Consider the following 15,157-nt stretch of genomic DNA (forward strand, 5'->3'; position numbering starts at 1 on the left):
TATATTACAATATGATATTATTACATTACTAGTCCTCCGTCAATATGTATTACCTGACCTGTAACATAATCTGAGTCAGAAGATGCAAGGAAAGCAACAACATTTGCCACATCTTCAGGTGTCCCAAACCTTTTTAACGGGATGTTGTTTAAATAATTTTCCTTTACGTTGTCAGGTAAAACCTCTGTCATTTTACTTTCAATGACTCCGGGGGCAACTGCATTACAGGTGATATTCCTTGATGCAAGTTCTTTTGCAGTTGATTTTGTAAGACCTATTAATCCTGCCTTTGAAGCAGAATAGTTTGCCTGGCCACGGTTTCCCATAACACCTGCTACAGAAGCAATGTTGATAATTTTACCACTTCTTTGCTTCATCATGTATTTTACCGCAGCCTTGGTACACAAAAAAGCACCTTTTAAATTTATATCCAAAACATCGTCCCAATCTTCTTCTTTCATCTTAATTATAGGCATATCCCTGGTTATACCTGCATTGTTAACTAATATATCTATACTTCCAAACTCATCGATACAAGCTTTAATCATCGCTTCTGTATCTTCAGGGTTTCTTACATCACCCTTTGTAACAATTACATTTATACCTAAAGCTTTAAGCTCCTTCGCAGTATCATCCAAACAATCAGATGAGGAAATATCATTTAGAACAATATTTGCCCCCATTTCTCCAAGTTTTTTTGCAATAGCCTTTCCCAAACCTCTGCCTGAACCTGTTACAACAGCAGTTTTCCCCTTTAATTGCATATTATTCATCAGTTCCTCTCCCTTCGTACTTATTATTAAATTATCCGGTAATTTCATTCAGGGTTTTATGTAAAGATGAAATATCTTCGACATTTAAAATTTTAACACCTTTATCTATCTTTTTAACAAAGCCGCTGAGCACTTTGCCCGGACCTATTTCAACAAAAGTATCTATGCCTTTTTCCAGCATATTTCTAATGGAATCTTCAAACAAAACCGGGCTGCTTACCTGCCTTATCAATAAGTCCTTTACCATGGACTTATCTAAAATATATTCTGCAGTTACATTGGTTACCACAGGAATTTTCATATCTTTTAAATTAATTTTATCAAGTTCTTCTTTTAGCTTTTCTCCGGCAGGCGTTAGCATGCTGCAGTGAAAAGGTGCACTGACAGGAAGAACCATAGCCCGTCTTGCCCCTTTTTCTTTTGCAATTTCCATCGCCCTGTCTATAGCCCTCGTTTCTCCTGCTATAACAATCTGTCCGGGGCAGTTAAAGTTAGCCGGCTCCACAATCCCCTCTTTTGAAGCCATTTCACATATACTCAATACTTCATCTCTTTCAAGTCCTAAAATAGCTGCCATCGTCCCTTTTCCTAAGGGTACGGCTTCTTGCATATATTTTCCCCTTTTTTTCACCAAAGGGACAGCATCTTTAAACTCAATGGTCTCCGCCGCTATATGGGCAGAATATTCACCAAGGCTCAAACCTGCAACAACCTCAGGAACTATTCCCTCTTCCTTTAAAGGCTGCATACATGCAATACTTGTAATTAAAATGGCAGGTTGTGTGTTCTCAGTTATTTTAAGAGTTTCATCATCGCTTTCAAAAATCATTTTTTTTGTATCAAACCCAAGTGCGTCAGAGGCTTCTTCAAATATCATATCAGCTGATTTGTACTCTTTGGCTATTTCTTTACCCATACCTACATATTGAGCCCCCTGACCCGGGAACAAAAATGCAATCCTACCCATACCCATCTCCTTTTTTTAAAGTTTATAAAATTTTATTCTCCTTTTAATTAACTAATCTATAATTATTTCATGTAGCTTTATGACTATTTCATTGTTTTCTTTTAAAATTTAATAATTTTAAGTTATTTACTCCATTTAATGAGTGCAGAAGCCCAGGTTAATCCTGCACCAAAGGAAACTAAAACTAAATTGTCCCCTTTAGAAAACAAGTTGTTTTTATAAGCTTCTTCCAATCCCACCGGTATTGATGCAGAGGAAATATTACCATATTTGTAAAGATTTGAAAATACTTTATCTTTAGAAATTCCTAGTCTCTTTGCTGCATTATCTAATATTCTTATATTTGCCTGGTGTGGAATAATTAGTTTTATATCATCTAATGTCATATTTGATTGCTCTAACACTTCTATAGTGCCTCTTTCCATAACTTTAACTGCAAATTTAAAAACTTCACTTCCATCCATTACTAAAACTCTCTTGTTATCGCCCTTTCTCACTTCTAAGTCTTCAGGGCTTGCATAAGTTGAAGGAGCGGTAATGCATCTTCCTAAGCTTCCATCTGCTCCAATATGGGTAGCTATAATACCATACCCTTCATCTACCCTTCCTACTACAGCTGCGCCTGCGCCGTCCCCAAAAAGGACGCATGTATTTCTGTCCTTCCAGTCAATTATTTTAGAAAGCCCTTCACATCCAATCAAAAGTATATATTTATAATAACCATTTTGGATAAATTGGCTTGAAACAGTCAATGCATATATAAACCCTGAACATGCTGAGTTTAAGTCAAATGCAGCAGCATTTGTTGCATTTAAATTGCTTTGAACAATACATGCCATAGAAGGTGTATAATAGTCCGGCGTCTCTGTTGCCACAATTATTAAATCCAATTCTTCAGGACTAATCCCTGCATCATCAAGGGCTTTTCTTCCTGCATCAACTGCAAGCTTATATGCAGGCTCATCTTCCCTAAGTACCCTTCTTTCTGAGATACCGGTTCTCTTTACTATCCATTCATCTGAGGTATCCACCATTTTTTCCAAATCAAAATTGGTCAAAACCTTTTCAGGAAGACTGCTGCCTAGTCCTAGTATCCCGCAGCTATAAATTTTGTTCAACGTCTCCAACCTCCATATTAGAAAATTCATTTTTTATACTCTCTATTACGTTATCACTTGCAAATTTACTAGCCTTTATCACAACGTTTTTTACTGTCTTTGCATTGGAATTTCCATGACTCTTAAACACCAGTCCGTTAACTCCTAATATAGGAGCCCCTCCATGTTCTTCAGGGTTTAATTTGCTTCTATATTCCATAAATTGTTTTTTTATCATTAAGCCGGATAATTTGGTTTTAAAATTGGTATTAAATATATTTCTTAAAGAGTGCATAAAAAAGGATGCAGTCCCTTCTAAAAATTTAAGAAGGACATTTCCTGTAAACCCGTCGCAAACAATTACATCAACTTCTCCCATCATAACATCATTGCCTTCAACATTTCCAACAAAGTTTAATTTTGAATTTGAAAGTAGAGTATGGGCTTGTTTTAAAACTTCATTACCTTTTCCTTCTTCTGAACCTATGTTTACAAGACCAACCCGGGGTTTTTCCAATCCAAGCATTGCTTTTATGTATATAGAACCCATAATGCCAAATTGATAGTAGTTAATTGGTTTACATACAGTGTTGAGTCCTGCATCAATTATAAGCCCTTTTCCTGTTTTAGTAGGTATAATTGCAGCAAGGGAAGGTCTGTCAACCCCTTTTATTCTTCCTAAAATTAAAAGTGCCCCTGCCATCAATGCACCACTGTTGCCACAGGAAACAAATATGTCACCTTTTTTCTCCTTGAGCATTTTAAAACCTACTACCATTGAAGAATCTTTTTTAGTCTTAATTGCCTTAGTAGGAATATCTTCTACAGTTATAACTTCAGTGGTCTCATGGATTTTAATGCGGTCGCTTTTAAAATTACGCTTATTCAATATTTCTGTAATTTTATTTTTGTCTCCTAATAACAATACTTCGAACCCGTCAGCCTCATTAACGGCATCTATACAGCCGTTAACAACGGATTCCGGCGCACTGTCTCCGCCCATTGCATCTACTAAAATTACCAAAACCTTCACTCCCAGAAAAATAATCATTTTTCACTGTCGTAAAAATCTTTTTCAAGGGATACCAGTATAAATTTCCCCCTGAAAACTTCAACTTGTTTATGTGAAATATTTACCCAAACTATATACTTATTATCTCTTACTTTTTTTACTTCTGCCTTTGCCAAAAGTTTATTTCCTGAATAAACCGGCGTCTTATACTTTATATTTGCCACTCCTACCAAAGCCACATCAGCATCAATTACTGCAATTGCCAGGGACTCTGCAAGGGAATAAATATAATGACCCCTTATTATTTTAGTTCTTTCAAATGCCATACTGTCATCTGTTTCAAGTATTGACATTCCCCCAACACCTAAAGAAATATCTAAAAGTTCCCCCACTATTTCCTTGCTGTTTAGTGATTTGACTTTGGTGTAATTCTTTTCTGCTACATTTTTTATTCTTTCCCTTAGTTCAGGTATACCCAGTTCAAGTCTGTCTAATCTTATAGTTGGTACACTGACTTTAAAAATCTCTGCCAGCTCCTCATCAGTCAAAAAAGGGTCCTGGGTTAATTTCTCTAATAAAACAGACTGTCTTTCCTTTTTTACAGAGGACGGCCTGCTCATAAAATCACCTCTTTTAAACTATGCCTAAAGGTGAATATAATATTTTAAAACTATATTGCACCAAAAATTAAACTTTTAAAAATACTAAATACATTATTTACAGTTTTAAATCCATTAAATTTATCATTTATATAAAATATATTATATTTTTATTATAATTATTACCTGATACTAATTGCTGATAATAAAGAGTATATTATATTTTTATCTTTTGTGCAAGAATTTCCTTAAAATTTTTTAAAATTATTTATTAAAGTCTATAACATTTGCATTTTTTATTATGTAATCATAGGCTGAATATATGGTTATAACAACTGCTATAAACATTAAATACCTGTCTAATGGAAAATCAACCCACAAACTAATGGGATAATTTTTTAAAAGGGCGGCTAATATTGCAACAATCTGTGTTATTGTTTTTACCTTTCCCCACTTACTTGCCGCTATAACTATCCCGTCACTTGCTGCCACCAGCCTTAAACCGGTAATTATAAATTCCCTGCCTATTATAACCGTTGCCGCCCATGAGGTAACATTATTTCTTTCCACAAGGGCAACTAATGCTGCGGTAATGAGAAGCTTGTCTGCAATTGGGTCTAAAAATTTCCCAAATCTGGTTATCTGTTTTCTCTTTCTGGCTATATAACCGTCTAAGCCGTCTGTACTTGATGCAATGAGAAATAAAAGGGCAGCAAGATAATTTCCATACTCCCATATATACTCATTTATAACCCTAAGGTGAGGATGGGCAAATTTAAGCATTTGTACTTCAAATATCCAATCAGGTATTGGTATTATTAAAAGCATAAAAATCGGTACCATAATAATTCTGGATAATGTTAATTTATTGGGAAGGTTCATGCACAACATCTCCTATTAAATCATATTCATCAATATTTAATATTCTCACATTTACAAACTTTCCAATTTCTATAGGTTGCATACTTGTAAAAAATATATATCCGTCTATTTCAGGTGCTTCTTTATACGTTCTTCCATAATAAAAGATACCGTCCTCAGCAACACCCTCCACCAGCGTTTTATAAACTTTGTTTAACCTCTTTTTATTTTTCTTTAACACAATTTCCCTCTGCAGCTGCATTATATGAGCCCGTCTTAATTCTTTGACGCTTTTTTTAATCTGGGGCTTTAGGTTGTATGCAGCTGTACCTTCTTCTCTTGAATATGTAAATACCCCTAATCTGTCAAACTCTGTTTCTTTAACAAAGTCGCATAAAATTTCAAAGTCCTTTTCACTCTCTCCGGGAAACCCGGCTATTAATGATGTCCTAATGGCAATTTCAGGTATTTTGGTTTTAAGTTTTTCAAGAACATCTTTAAAATTTCTTGATGTTCCTCTTCTTCCCATTTTTTTGAGTATATCATCACTTGCATGTTGAATGGGAATATCTAAATATTTTACTATTTTGTTATTGGTTGAAATTTCCTCAATCAATGCATCATCAATTTCTTCAGGATAACAGTAAAGAAGTCTTATCCACTCAATTTTGTCAATTTCACTTATTTCCCTTATTAATCTAACTAGTCTTTTCTCTCCATATATATCTTTTCCATAGCTGGTAACATCCTGGGCTATGAGGATAATTTCTTTTGCACCTTTTTCTGCAAGGATCCCTGCTTCCTTTTTGATATCCTCAATTTTTCTGCTCCTGTAAGGTCCCCTAAGGGAAGGAATAATACAATATGTACAAAAGTTGTCACAGCCTTCAGCTATTTTTAAATAAGCATATCCATTTTTAGTTGAAAGCACTCTTTCTTCGTTTAAATATTTAATATTATCCCTGTCATTTAAATTTGTATAACATTTTATTTTTCCATTGTAAATATTTTGTATTACTTTATCAATCTCACCATATTCCCCTGTACCAATTACAGCATCTACTTCAGGCATTTCCTTAATTACTTCATCCTTATACCTTTGAGCCAGACATCCTGTAACAATTAGCACTTCACAATTACCATCTTTGTATTTTGCCATCTCCAATATAGTGTTAATTGACTCTTCCTTTGCAGAATCAATAAATCCACAAGTGTTAACGATTATAATATCAGCTGCCCTTTCATCTGAAGTTATTTCAAAATTTTCTTTTAGTTTCCCCAGCATTATTTCGCTGTCAACTAAATTTTTCGGGCATCCCAGTGAAACAAGTCCTACCTTTTTCTTCAAATCCTGCACCTCTAATAAATATTAATTTATTATAAGCCTTCTTAAAAATCACATTTAAAATGCTAAAATAAGAAAGCATGAACATATTTCATTATTAACTTTTATAGAGAAATTGTCAATTATTTTTTATTAAATCTTCAGGTATAAGATTTTCCGCCTTATAAATCAACTCCTCTATTTCCGACTTTAGCTTTTGTATTTCCTCTTCTAAATTTTCCGGCTTTATTCCCAGTTCATCCAGCTCTTTTAGTATCTCCTGTTTTTGTCTGTTCAAATCCTCCAGCCTGGCTTCTGCCCTTATTCTAAGGTTTTTAGCTTTGTCTAAATTTTCTTTTATTTTATTTATCTTTTTTTCGTATTCAGACATTACCTGTTCTCCTCCCTGTAATTAGCGATAATATTTTCTATAACATTCTCACCTATTAAGCTGTCACATAAAGGACATTTCCCACTGTCTTTTAGTATTTTTACATATTCATTCAAAAGTTTTTCTATTTCTGCTTTCCTCGCATTAATATAATTTTGCCCTTCTTCTATTCTTTTCTCATAATCTTTGTACTTTTCATTCAGCTCTATAAGCCTTTTTTCTGATTTTAACATTTCATCAATTTTTATTACCATACTCTCTGCTTCATTAACATTATCACATTCTTTTATTTGTTTTTCAACATTTGCTATCTCTTTTTTACAGATATTATATTTATTTTGATATAAATTAAGCATATTTATATTTAAACTGTCCTCATAAATCTTTTTTACTAATTCCTCAACATGGTGAATATCCTTTGTTTTATTTAATATTTCTTCTTCACTTACAATCCATTTATTTATATTATTTAAACTAATTTGATGTTTTTTAACTTTGTCGTATCTTAAAATTTTTATGTTTACAGAGCTTATAATTTCAATCCCTTCGTTTATATTGCAAGTCTTTTCTAAAATAATCTTTTTATCAGCAATCTCTTTTTTTATACCGTTTAAATTGGTTTTGTAACCTTTTATTTTTTCATATTTTAAAGCTTTTTCATTTGCAATATTGATAATTTCAGCTGTCTCGTTTACATTTTCAGTTTTATTTAAAATTATATTTATATCTTTTATATCCCTTTTAACATCTAAAAATCTTTTTTGTACACTTTCTAACCTGTTTAGTTTTTCAATGTACAACTCAATGGTTTTTAAAACCATTTCCCCTTGGTTTATTTTATTGAGTTTTAGAAGTATTTCATTTACTTCTAATTTTTTATCCTCGATATATTCTAATTGAAGTCTCTTATTTTCCAGCTTTTCAATTTTATTTATTAAGTTTTCAAGTTTTTTTATAACGTTTTCAGATTCATCTAGGGCTTCTTTTAACTTGTCCAAATCTTTAAACTCTGAAAGTTTAGAATCTATATCTTCTATTTCGCTATTTAACCTGTCCCTTGTCTGATTTTCCCTTCTTAAATCTGTAGAAGTATCTTTTATGGATTTATCCAATATGTGAAGTCCTACCATCCTGCCAATGGCCTTTGCCCGCAGTGCACCGGATTCTGAAATAAGAAAAGGGCCTTCTAGCTGCTCCCCAATGTTAAGACATGTCTTTTTATCTGTGTCCAAAATGACTTTTGGAATTCCATGGGCTTTAACAACCTCATAGGGAACTTCACTTCCAAAGCCTTCAAAAATACTGGCATTTTCATGCCTATCTTTTAAAATATACCTGTTTTTGCCGGCACTTCTCTCCCTTATAATTGTGTAGCCATTGCTCATCTTTAGTGTAACCCTTGCATAATTAGCCCCCTGTCTAATATAATCACTTCCCCTTGGTTCATTATACAAGACCCATTTAATAGCTCTTATTATAGCGGATTTTCCATGATCCGATGCTCCTATAATAACGTTTAGCCCGTCTTTGAAAGTGATTTTGGTATTTTTGTGAGATTGAAAATTTTCTATAATAATCTCTTCTATCCTAATAATCTTCTTCCCCTCCCTTAGAAAGGCTTTCACGGGCAATTCCTATTCTTCTTAGTGCCTCTTCTTTAATTTTGGGGCTAAGATTTTCATCTGAAACTATTTCATTAATAATTTGCAAAATATCAACTTTTTTGTACCGCCCGCTATTGGAGATGCCCTGGTAAAATTCATGAAGCTTTAAGTTCCTGTCTTTTGACACCTCAATTTTATCCTTGTCCAACACTTCTTCACCTAAAAGAGCTGTTTTAAGTTGTATTTCCTCTACATAAATTTTATCCTTTATTTCTATAAACACAACACCGGGTCTTCTCTCTATTTCAGCTAAACTATTAGAAACCCTTACAATACTGCCTGTGTTGATAAAAAATTTACCATTTTGTTTTCTAATTCCAAAACCGCTGTGGTAGTGACCTGCAAGGGTTATATCAGCCTCTGTATCTTTTATATCATCAAGAAGTGTATAGGGAATTCCTTCAAAGAAGGGCTTTGAAAGAAGCATGCCATGAATGATATTAATGGCATAATCTGCATGTGGGGGTTTTTTTACAATGTAGTATTTTTTATAATTTTCTTCACTGTCAATATCATAATTATAGGAACTTCCGGTAATACATACGGTTATTCCATTCTTTTTTAATAATACTTCATCACCATGCCTTAAAAGAGTAACCATTCCTGTACCGTCTAAAAGCCCCAACATGGTTCTTCCGATGGTATCAGGATTGTGCCCGTAAATATCGTGATTCCCTGCAACGGTGTAAACTGGCTTTTCAAATTTTTTTATAATAATGGCAAACTCCCTCACTATAGACGGGGAAATATCCGGTCTGTCAAACCAATCCCCGCCATGGAGTATATAGTCCACATCCAGCTTTTTAGAAATATCTATAATTTCTAAAAATTTGGCTTTTAATGTTTCATAAAAATTATCTTTTCTGTTTTTAGGAGTAGTCCCTCTGATATGAGAGTCAGTAAAAAAAAGAAATTTCATAAGCCTTCTCTCTTTCGGTAAATTATTTTGCAGGTAATCTGTCAATAATTATATCACATTATTTTATATTATTGTATTTTTTTATATATTCAACCCACCACTCTTGATTTTCAATAGTGCTGTATTCCTTTCCAAGATGGGAAGCATCACCTTCTAATACCACTTTATACTCTTTCCCGTCATGTTCAACAATTGTAATGGAAGTGTTGTCGTACCATTTTATTTTTATCATTTCTGTAAGGTCCCACCGGAAAAAATAACACATCAATGTCCTTATTGCTGTGCCATGGGTAACTATGCAAATATTTTTGCCTTTATTGTTTTTTATAATGTATTCCACTTCATCTATCAGTCTTTTTTGAAATTCCACCATATTTTCGCCATTTGGCATCTTGTGGGAATGAGGGCTGTTTTCCCATGTGTCATATTCTTTTGGCCAAAGCTCCGGCAGTTCTTCCCACTTTTTACCTTCCCAATCCCCTCCGTTTATTTCTTTTAACTTGTCCGTTCTTATAATTGGAAGGTTTTTTGACTTTGCAATATATTCTGCCGTTTTTATAGCTCTCTTCATACTGCTTGAATAAATCACATCAATCTTTCTGTCTTTAAGGCTTTCTGCTGCAAGTTTTGCCTGAATATGTCCTTTCTCTGTAATGTCAGCATCTGTCCAACCATGAAATACCCTGTTAAGATTACCTTCAGCCTCTGCATGACGAACAAAAATTAGTGTTGTTTTCATAATATATTCCTTTCTACAAAGTTATACTTATTATATAGTCTATAGGTATTAGTATTCTTTTTCAAGCACTATTTTAGCCAGAAAAAACATTATTAATATGCATAAATTAGAACCTGCAAATACTATTTTTAAAAATTTCACTCTATAGCATTTACAGGCTCTTTAATTTTCCTTTCTGTGTTTATTTCTATTTATAAATATATTATATCGGATTTCACCGGTAATTTTCGTAATTTTATACCCTGTTTTTTATATATCTTTTAGTGATTCTAATATTTTATGTATCACTACATTGAGATATTCTTACTGCCCTTTATAACTTTTATTTCTACTTCATGCTTTTCCAGTTTACTCTCTATTCTTTCCAATATTTCACCATGCCTTTTAAGTTGTTCTGTATTTTGCTTCCAACCATCAAATAAAGCTTCTAATTTGCGTCCGTGGTCATTTTCTATTCTGGTTACTATGTCTTCCAGTCTTTGTTGTCTTGCTTCCAGTCTTTGTTGTCTTGCTTCCAGTCTTTGTTGTCTTGCTTCCAGTCTTTGTTGTCTTGCTTCCAGTCTTTGTTGTCCTTCTTCCAGTCTTTCTTGCCCTGCTCTTAAGCCTACTATTTCTCCTTCCAGTCTTTCTTGCCCTGCTCTTAAGCCTACTATTTCTCCTTCCAGTCTTTCTTGCCCTGCTTTTAAGCCTGTTATTTCTGTAAATATCAGTTCTAACAGTTCTCTGTCAGTCACTCTTTCTCCCTCCTTTCAATATGAATTTTTAATGTACTTGACTATCAATTATACAATGTAACGGAAATAAATACAATATTTATTTTTTATAAATAAAGTTTTAAACTGGCTAGATTAGTGCCATGCCCTGACACACATGCTAAAAAAGAAGCTACTCGCAAATCTTTGTAAAACAGCTCCTTTAAATATTCCTTTACAGTTATTAATTAAAAAGAATCAATAATTTCAAGTACATATCTTGTCAATAACCCACAATCTATAGAGTCTACCCCGCCGTCTTTGTTTAAATCATCTATAGAAGGTTCTTCAAGAGTAACAATTTCAAGCAGGTGTCTTTTTAATAATCCCACATCAGCTGAATTTATGACTCCATCACCGGTTATATCACCTAATAAAGGTTCTGAACCACCATTTCCTGTTTTCCCAAATGTAAACCAATCTATGTTCACAGGACCTGAAAATACTAATACAATATCATTTACACCTGTTAAATCGCTAATACTTGTTGACATTTCCTCATATACATCCCAATCACCTGTTGAATTCACTGTTAATGTTCCAACACAGGTTCCAGTGGCACTGTTTGACCTTATTTCAATATCTACAGTCCTATCAGCATCTGATGCAACACGGGCTGTAAAAGTATTTGCTCCGCTTCCGAAATCTATATTTTTAAATGTCAGTATCTTTAAACTCTATGCATCCAACACCCTTTCCGCCATCTATGGTTTCTATTATTTCCATAAAAATTGACGTTTTATTTTGTATAAATTATTTATTAAAATTTTTAAATTTTTGATAATTTTTCTTGTAATGCTTTGGTTACATAATTTTATATACTTATAATATTATTTGTATCACCAAGATTCTATGATTTTTTTAAATGTCAAATTGACTATCTTTACAGTTGTATTTTGATAAAGTATAAGAATAAAAAAATCGATTTCTTTTCAAAGAAAATTATAGCTTTTCATTTAATGATTTTAAGTTACATGACTTTCACTAGCTAGACTAGTGCCATACCCTGGCACACCAAACTAAAAAAGAAGCACGGGACTTCCCCGTGCTTCTTTTTTTCTTATTATTCAAATACCACTTCTACAGTATGTTCATTTCCATCTGTAAATAGAGGAATGAAATTGCCTTCTATTTTATTACCGTCAACGGTTATAGTTGCATTACAATCTGCCAGGCGGTAAAAACCTTTAGGTTTGCTAATACTTACATTGTATAAAGCCCTGCCTGTGTTTACTATATAGTTCAGTGACTCTTGTTCTTCTTTTAATATAGGATCTATAATTATGCCGTTTATGTTGTACTCAACACCTATAGCTGATATCATTGTAAGATTTAGCCATGTAGCCGTACCACTTAAAAGAGGTCCTATATTTTCCCCTGTTTCACTGTTGTTGTACTGAGTACAAATTCTCGGGTTTCCACATATTACAAATGGATCTTTCATTGTTCTAAACGGCAGTACAAGATCCACCATCCAATAGCCAACATTTGCAAGTCTTGCTGCCAGCTCTTTATCTTTTACTTTTTTAGCCGCTTTAAACATTGCTGCAGTTGCCATCATTGTTGCGTGCTTAAATACAGCTCCATTTTCCCTGTCTCCCGGGAAGTAGTGTCCCGTTGCAGTATCATCCGCAACCTTTCCTAAATCTGTAGGCGTCACAAGCTTAATTCCATACGGGGTCTTTAATGTGCTGTCTATTACATCTAACATACTCCTTATTTGATCTTCATTTGCACAATCTGCAAGAACAGACCAGCTAAAGGAGTTTATAAAGTATGAGCCGTCTATATTAGGGTCGGCAGATAAATTATCTCCTTTTGAACCCAAATATGTAAATTCTCCATTTTCATATCTGTTAAACAGGGCTCTTGCAAAAAATACTTCTTTCCATGCATGTTCTTGAATATTATCGTATAAATTCTTAGAAAGCTCTTTTAACTTTTTATTATATTCCAAATCTCCCTTTTCCTCAGAAAGCTCTATCATTTCATCAATTGCAACTTTTAAAAGGAAAGCATTCATGACACTTTCCGTGTAATTACTTTCAAAGGGATCACCCATTTTTCCGCCGGTTCTTTTAAGCTGCTCCTTATACCGCTTTTCCTTTTCAATACCGTCTATATAGTCACTGTCAAGCTTTAAACAGTCGTTCCAGTCTGCAGAATCAAGCAGCGGCATTTTGTGTTTTCCTATAGAAATTTCAGCGGAATACCTGATTATTGCTTTGATTGTTTCATAAACAGGTCTGGTGGAAATAGGTGAATTACCGGCAACTATAACTTCTTCGTCCAAAAACCCTATATCCCCGGTAAGGTTGATATACCTGTAAGCAGCCTGTATAAACCAAAGGGCATCATCAGACCATTTTCCAGGTTCTTTTCCTTCCCAATAGAAATTATGGTAAGCAAATCCAAATTCAAATACCTTTGAACACCATTCTTTTAATAGCTGTTTGACAAAATCAGCCTCTCCCATGCTGACAAAGTAATACATTGTGGCAAAAACGTCCTGAATTTCCCTAAAACCAATTTCCCTATAACCCTTTTGGGTCTGGCAGAAAGACCTTGAAACAAACGTCTGATACAAAATCTGAAAGGGAAGGTTCCTGTTAAAATAAGTATTTAGTTCCTGGTTTTCTGAGTTTAATTGGACAAAATTCCTATATTTATCATAAAACTCTATGTTTTTATCCAATGCCTTCAAAACCTCATCCTTGTCCATAAACTTATTAATAAGGTTTGACACTTCTTCAATAAGGGTGTTGTCATAATCAAAGTCAGGATTTGCTTTACTTGAAACAAGTCCGGTAAAATTATCAACAACTCCCACATCTCCCGGCTCAATTGTTAAGTCTCCTGCTAATGCAAAAAAGCCTGGCCCTTTTCTATATAAATTATTGCTAAGCTTAGTAAGATTTTCGGGATTTTCCAATGTTCCGTTTCCGACAAACTCATTGTAATTTGAGCAAAATTCTTTTGGAAACTCTACATTGTTGCCATTTCTAATCATTAATGTGCTAAATCTTAAATCTTCACGGCATTGCTCTGGATAATAGTCAGGTGATATAGCTGCTATACCACCGCCGTCTTGCATTAAAACAGAGGCCTGCATTATAACATTTGTATATACAACATCCTCAAAAATTGCATGAGGTGTTCCTGTACCAAACATTCCTGTATATACTATTTTTAAATTTCTTTTCTTTCCAGATGTATTCTTTATTTCTATCCTCTGTACTTCTGTTGCCAGTGGAAGTCCTTCATACTGAGGCAATATAAATATAGTTCTCTTAATTTCGAGACCGCATTTTGTCCTGTATTCTATAATACTGTGGTTTTGTGAGTGGGTACAAAATGCTGACTCTATATTTTCATCATTTACATCTGCTGAATAAAATATTTTTTTGAAATCTTCAACAATGTAAAATTGACGGTTTGCAGGAAAACCATTTTCTTCAGCCCTCATATCCCATCTGGTTGCCAACACCTGGGTATCTGCATGGGATCTGAAGGAACCTCTTCCAAACCTGTCCACAACACTCTTTGGCGTTGTCTGGAGGGCATAGTCATAGCCTATTCTGTTACCCATCAGGAGATTGACATAAAAATGTGGTCCCGGTGACGGAGTACGCAAATCAATGGTGTGCTCCCCTCTGTCATTTAAAGTTCCTGCCCATCTATCCACATTTTCCAATAGTTTTTTAAGACCTTTTTTAATTTGGGAAGGAGCTGATACTTCTTTTTTAGAGCCTTCCTTGTATATTTTTACATCATCTTTTTCTAAAAATATTAAAATTGAATATGAATTGCCGCATTCTTTTAATATAAATTCTGATATTTCCTTATCTTTAAGGATCTGTAAAACAGCTGGAACTTTAAAAGGCAGATTGGCAACTCCTATAGCACTTTTATAATCAGTATTAACAAAAATCGCATCAACAATTGTGTTATCATCTAACATATATCCAAAGCGCTCTCTCAATATGCTTTCGGGGGATAGTTTAAAATCCCTGGCTACAATTTTTTGTAACATAACAGACCTCCATTAAAAATTTTAAT

At 33.8% G+C, this 15,157-nt stretch carries 14 protein-coding genes; all 14 read right to left on the minus strand.

The features are described 5' to 3' along the window. Positions 1-20: 20 nt before the first annotated feature. Positions 21-764: a 3-oxoacyl-[acyl-carrier-protein] reductase gene (fabG, locus tag HVS_RS08820; RefSeq protein WP_101304184.1), complete on the minus strand. Its 744-nt coding sequence runs from the start codon at positions 762-764 to the stop codon at positions 21-23. Positions 765-804: 40 nt separating this feature from the next. Further along, positions 805-1,740 (minus strand): ACP S-malonyltransferase, encoded by a 936-nt coding sequence (gene fabD / locus HVS_RS08825; protein WP_101301367.1) that lies wholly within the window; start codon positions 1,738-1,740, stop codon positions 805-807. 122 nt (positions 1,741-1,862) lie between these two features. Then, entirely contained in the window at positions 1,863-2,858 is a 996-nt protein-coding gene (locus HVS_RS08830) for a beta-ketoacyl-ACP synthase III (protein ID WP_101301370.1), read from the minus strand. Then, on the minus strand, positions 2,842-3,861 hold the full coding sequence (plsX, locus tag HVS_RS08835; protein ID WP_101301372.1) for a phosphate acyltransferase PlsX: 1,020 nt from the start codon (positions 3,859-3,861) through the stop codon (positions 2,842-2,844). Before plsX ends, HVS_RS08830 begins: the two co-directional genes overlap by 17 nt. 23 nt (positions 3,862-3,884) lie before the next feature. Next, positions 3,885-4,469, minus strand: a complete 585-nt coding sequence (gene fapR / locus HVS_RS08840) for a transcription factor FapR (RefSeq protein WP_101301374.1) — start codon at positions 4,467-4,469, stop codon at positions 3,885-3,887. Positions 4,470-4,712: 243 nt separating this feature from the next. Then, a complete protein-coding gene (gene pgsA / locus HVS_RS08845) occupies positions 4,713-5,330 on the minus strand; it encodes a CDP-diacylglycerol--glycerol-3-phosphate 3-phosphatidyltransferase (RefSeq protein WP_101301376.1) in 618 nt (205 codons plus the stop codon). Further along, positions 5,314-6,657 (minus strand): 30S ribosomal protein S12 methylthiotransferase RimO, encoded by a 1,344-nt coding sequence (gene rimO / locus HVS_RS08850; RefSeq protein WP_101301379.1) that lies wholly within the window; start codon positions 6,655-6,657, stop codon positions 5,314-5,316. The genes pgsA and rimO overlap by 17 nt, the downstream gene beginning before the upstream one ends. Positions 6,658-6,772: 115 nt before the next feature. After that, positions 6,773-7,024 carry a hypothetical protein gene (locus HVS_RS08855; protein WP_101301381.1) on the minus strand — a complete coding sequence of 84 codons (252 nt, stop codon included), beginning with the start codon at positions 7,022-7,024 and terminating at the stop codon, positions 6,773-6,775. Continuing rightward, positions 7,024-8,649 (minus strand): AAA family ATPase, encoded by a 1,626-nt coding sequence (locus tag HVS_RS08860; RefSeq protein ID WP_159063432.1) that lies wholly within the window; start codon positions 8,647-8,649, stop codon positions 7,024-7,026. Before HVS_RS08860 ends, HVS_RS08855 begins: the two co-directional genes overlap by 1 nt. Beyond that, the gene (locus tag HVS_RS08865; protein WP_101301385.1) at positions 8,612-9,607 is read right to left on the minus strand and encodes a metallophosphoesterase family protein; all 996 of its coding nucleotides are present in this window, start codon (positions 9,605-9,607) and stop codon (positions 8,612-8,614) included. Before HVS_RS08865 ends, HVS_RS08860 begins: the two co-directional genes overlap by 38 nt. 58 nt (positions 9,608-9,665) lie before the next feature. Beyond that, positions 9,666-10,346 carry a histidine phosphatase family protein gene (locus HVS_RS08870; RefSeq protein WP_101301387.1) on the minus strand — a complete coding sequence of 227 codons (681 nt, stop codon included), beginning with the start codon at positions 10,344-10,346 and terminating at the stop codon, positions 9,666-9,668. A 287-nt stretch (positions 10,347-10,633) separates the two neighbouring features. Continuing rightward, positions 10,634-11,080, minus strand: coding sequence for a hypothetical protein (locus HVS_RS08875; RefSeq protein WP_101301390.1), 447 nt, complete (start codon positions 11,078-11,080; stop codon positions 10,634-10,636). A gap of 206 nt (positions 11,081-11,286) precedes the next feature. Beyond that, the gene (locus HVS_RS08880; protein WP_101301392.1) at positions 11,287-11,766 is read right to left on the minus strand and encodes a carbohydrate-binding protein; all 480 of its coding nucleotides are present in this window, start codon (positions 11,764-11,766) and stop codon (positions 11,287-11,289) included. Between the two features lie 395 nt (positions 11,767-12,161). Then, positions 12,162-15,131, minus strand: a complete 2,970-nt coding sequence (locus HVS_RS08885; RefSeq protein WP_101301394.1) for a GH36-type glycosyl hydrolase domain-containing protein — start codon at positions 15,129-15,131, stop codon at positions 12,162-12,164. Positions 15,132-15,157: the final 26 nt, after the last annotated feature.

Source organism: Acetivibrio saccincola (genome assembly GCF_002844395.1).
GTDB lineage: Bacteria > Bacillota > Clostridia > Acetivibrionales > Acetivibrionaceae > Herbivorax > Herbivorax saccincola.

Excerpts from the sequence above, each read along its gene's own strand:
- fabG (WP_101304184.1), bottom strand. The coding sequence starts at position 764 with ATGCAATTAAAGGGGAAAACTGCTGTTGTAACAGGTTCAGGCAGAGGT.
- fabD (WP_101301367.1), bottom strand. The coding sequence starts at position 1,740 with ATGGGTAGGATTGCATTTTTGTTCCCGGGTCAGGGGGCTCAATATGTA.
- fapR (WP_101301374.1), bottom strand. The coding sequence starts at position 4,469 with ATGAGCAGGCCGTCCTCTGTAAAAAAGGAAAGACAGTCTGTTTTATTA.
- pgsA (WP_101301376.1), bottom strand. The coding sequence starts at position 5,330 with ATGAACCTTCCCAATAAATTAACATTATCCAGAATTATTATGGTACCG.
- HVS_RS08855 (WP_101301381.1), bottom strand. The coding sequence starts at position 7,024 with ATGTCTGAATACGAAAAAAAGATAAATAAAATAAAAGAAAATTTAGAC.
- HVS_RS08865 (WP_101301385.1), bottom strand. The coding sequence starts at position 9,607 with ATGAAATTTCTTTTTTTTACTGACTCTCATATCAGAGGGACTACTCCT.
- HVS_RS08870 (WP_101301387.1), bottom strand. The coding sequence starts at position 10,346 with ATGAAAACAACACTAATTTTTGTTCGTCATGCAGAGGCTGAAGGTAAT.
- HVS_RS08885 (WP_101301394.1), bottom strand. The coding sequence starts at position 15,131 with ATGTTACAAAAAATTGTAGCCAGGGATTTTAAACTATCCCCCGAAAGC.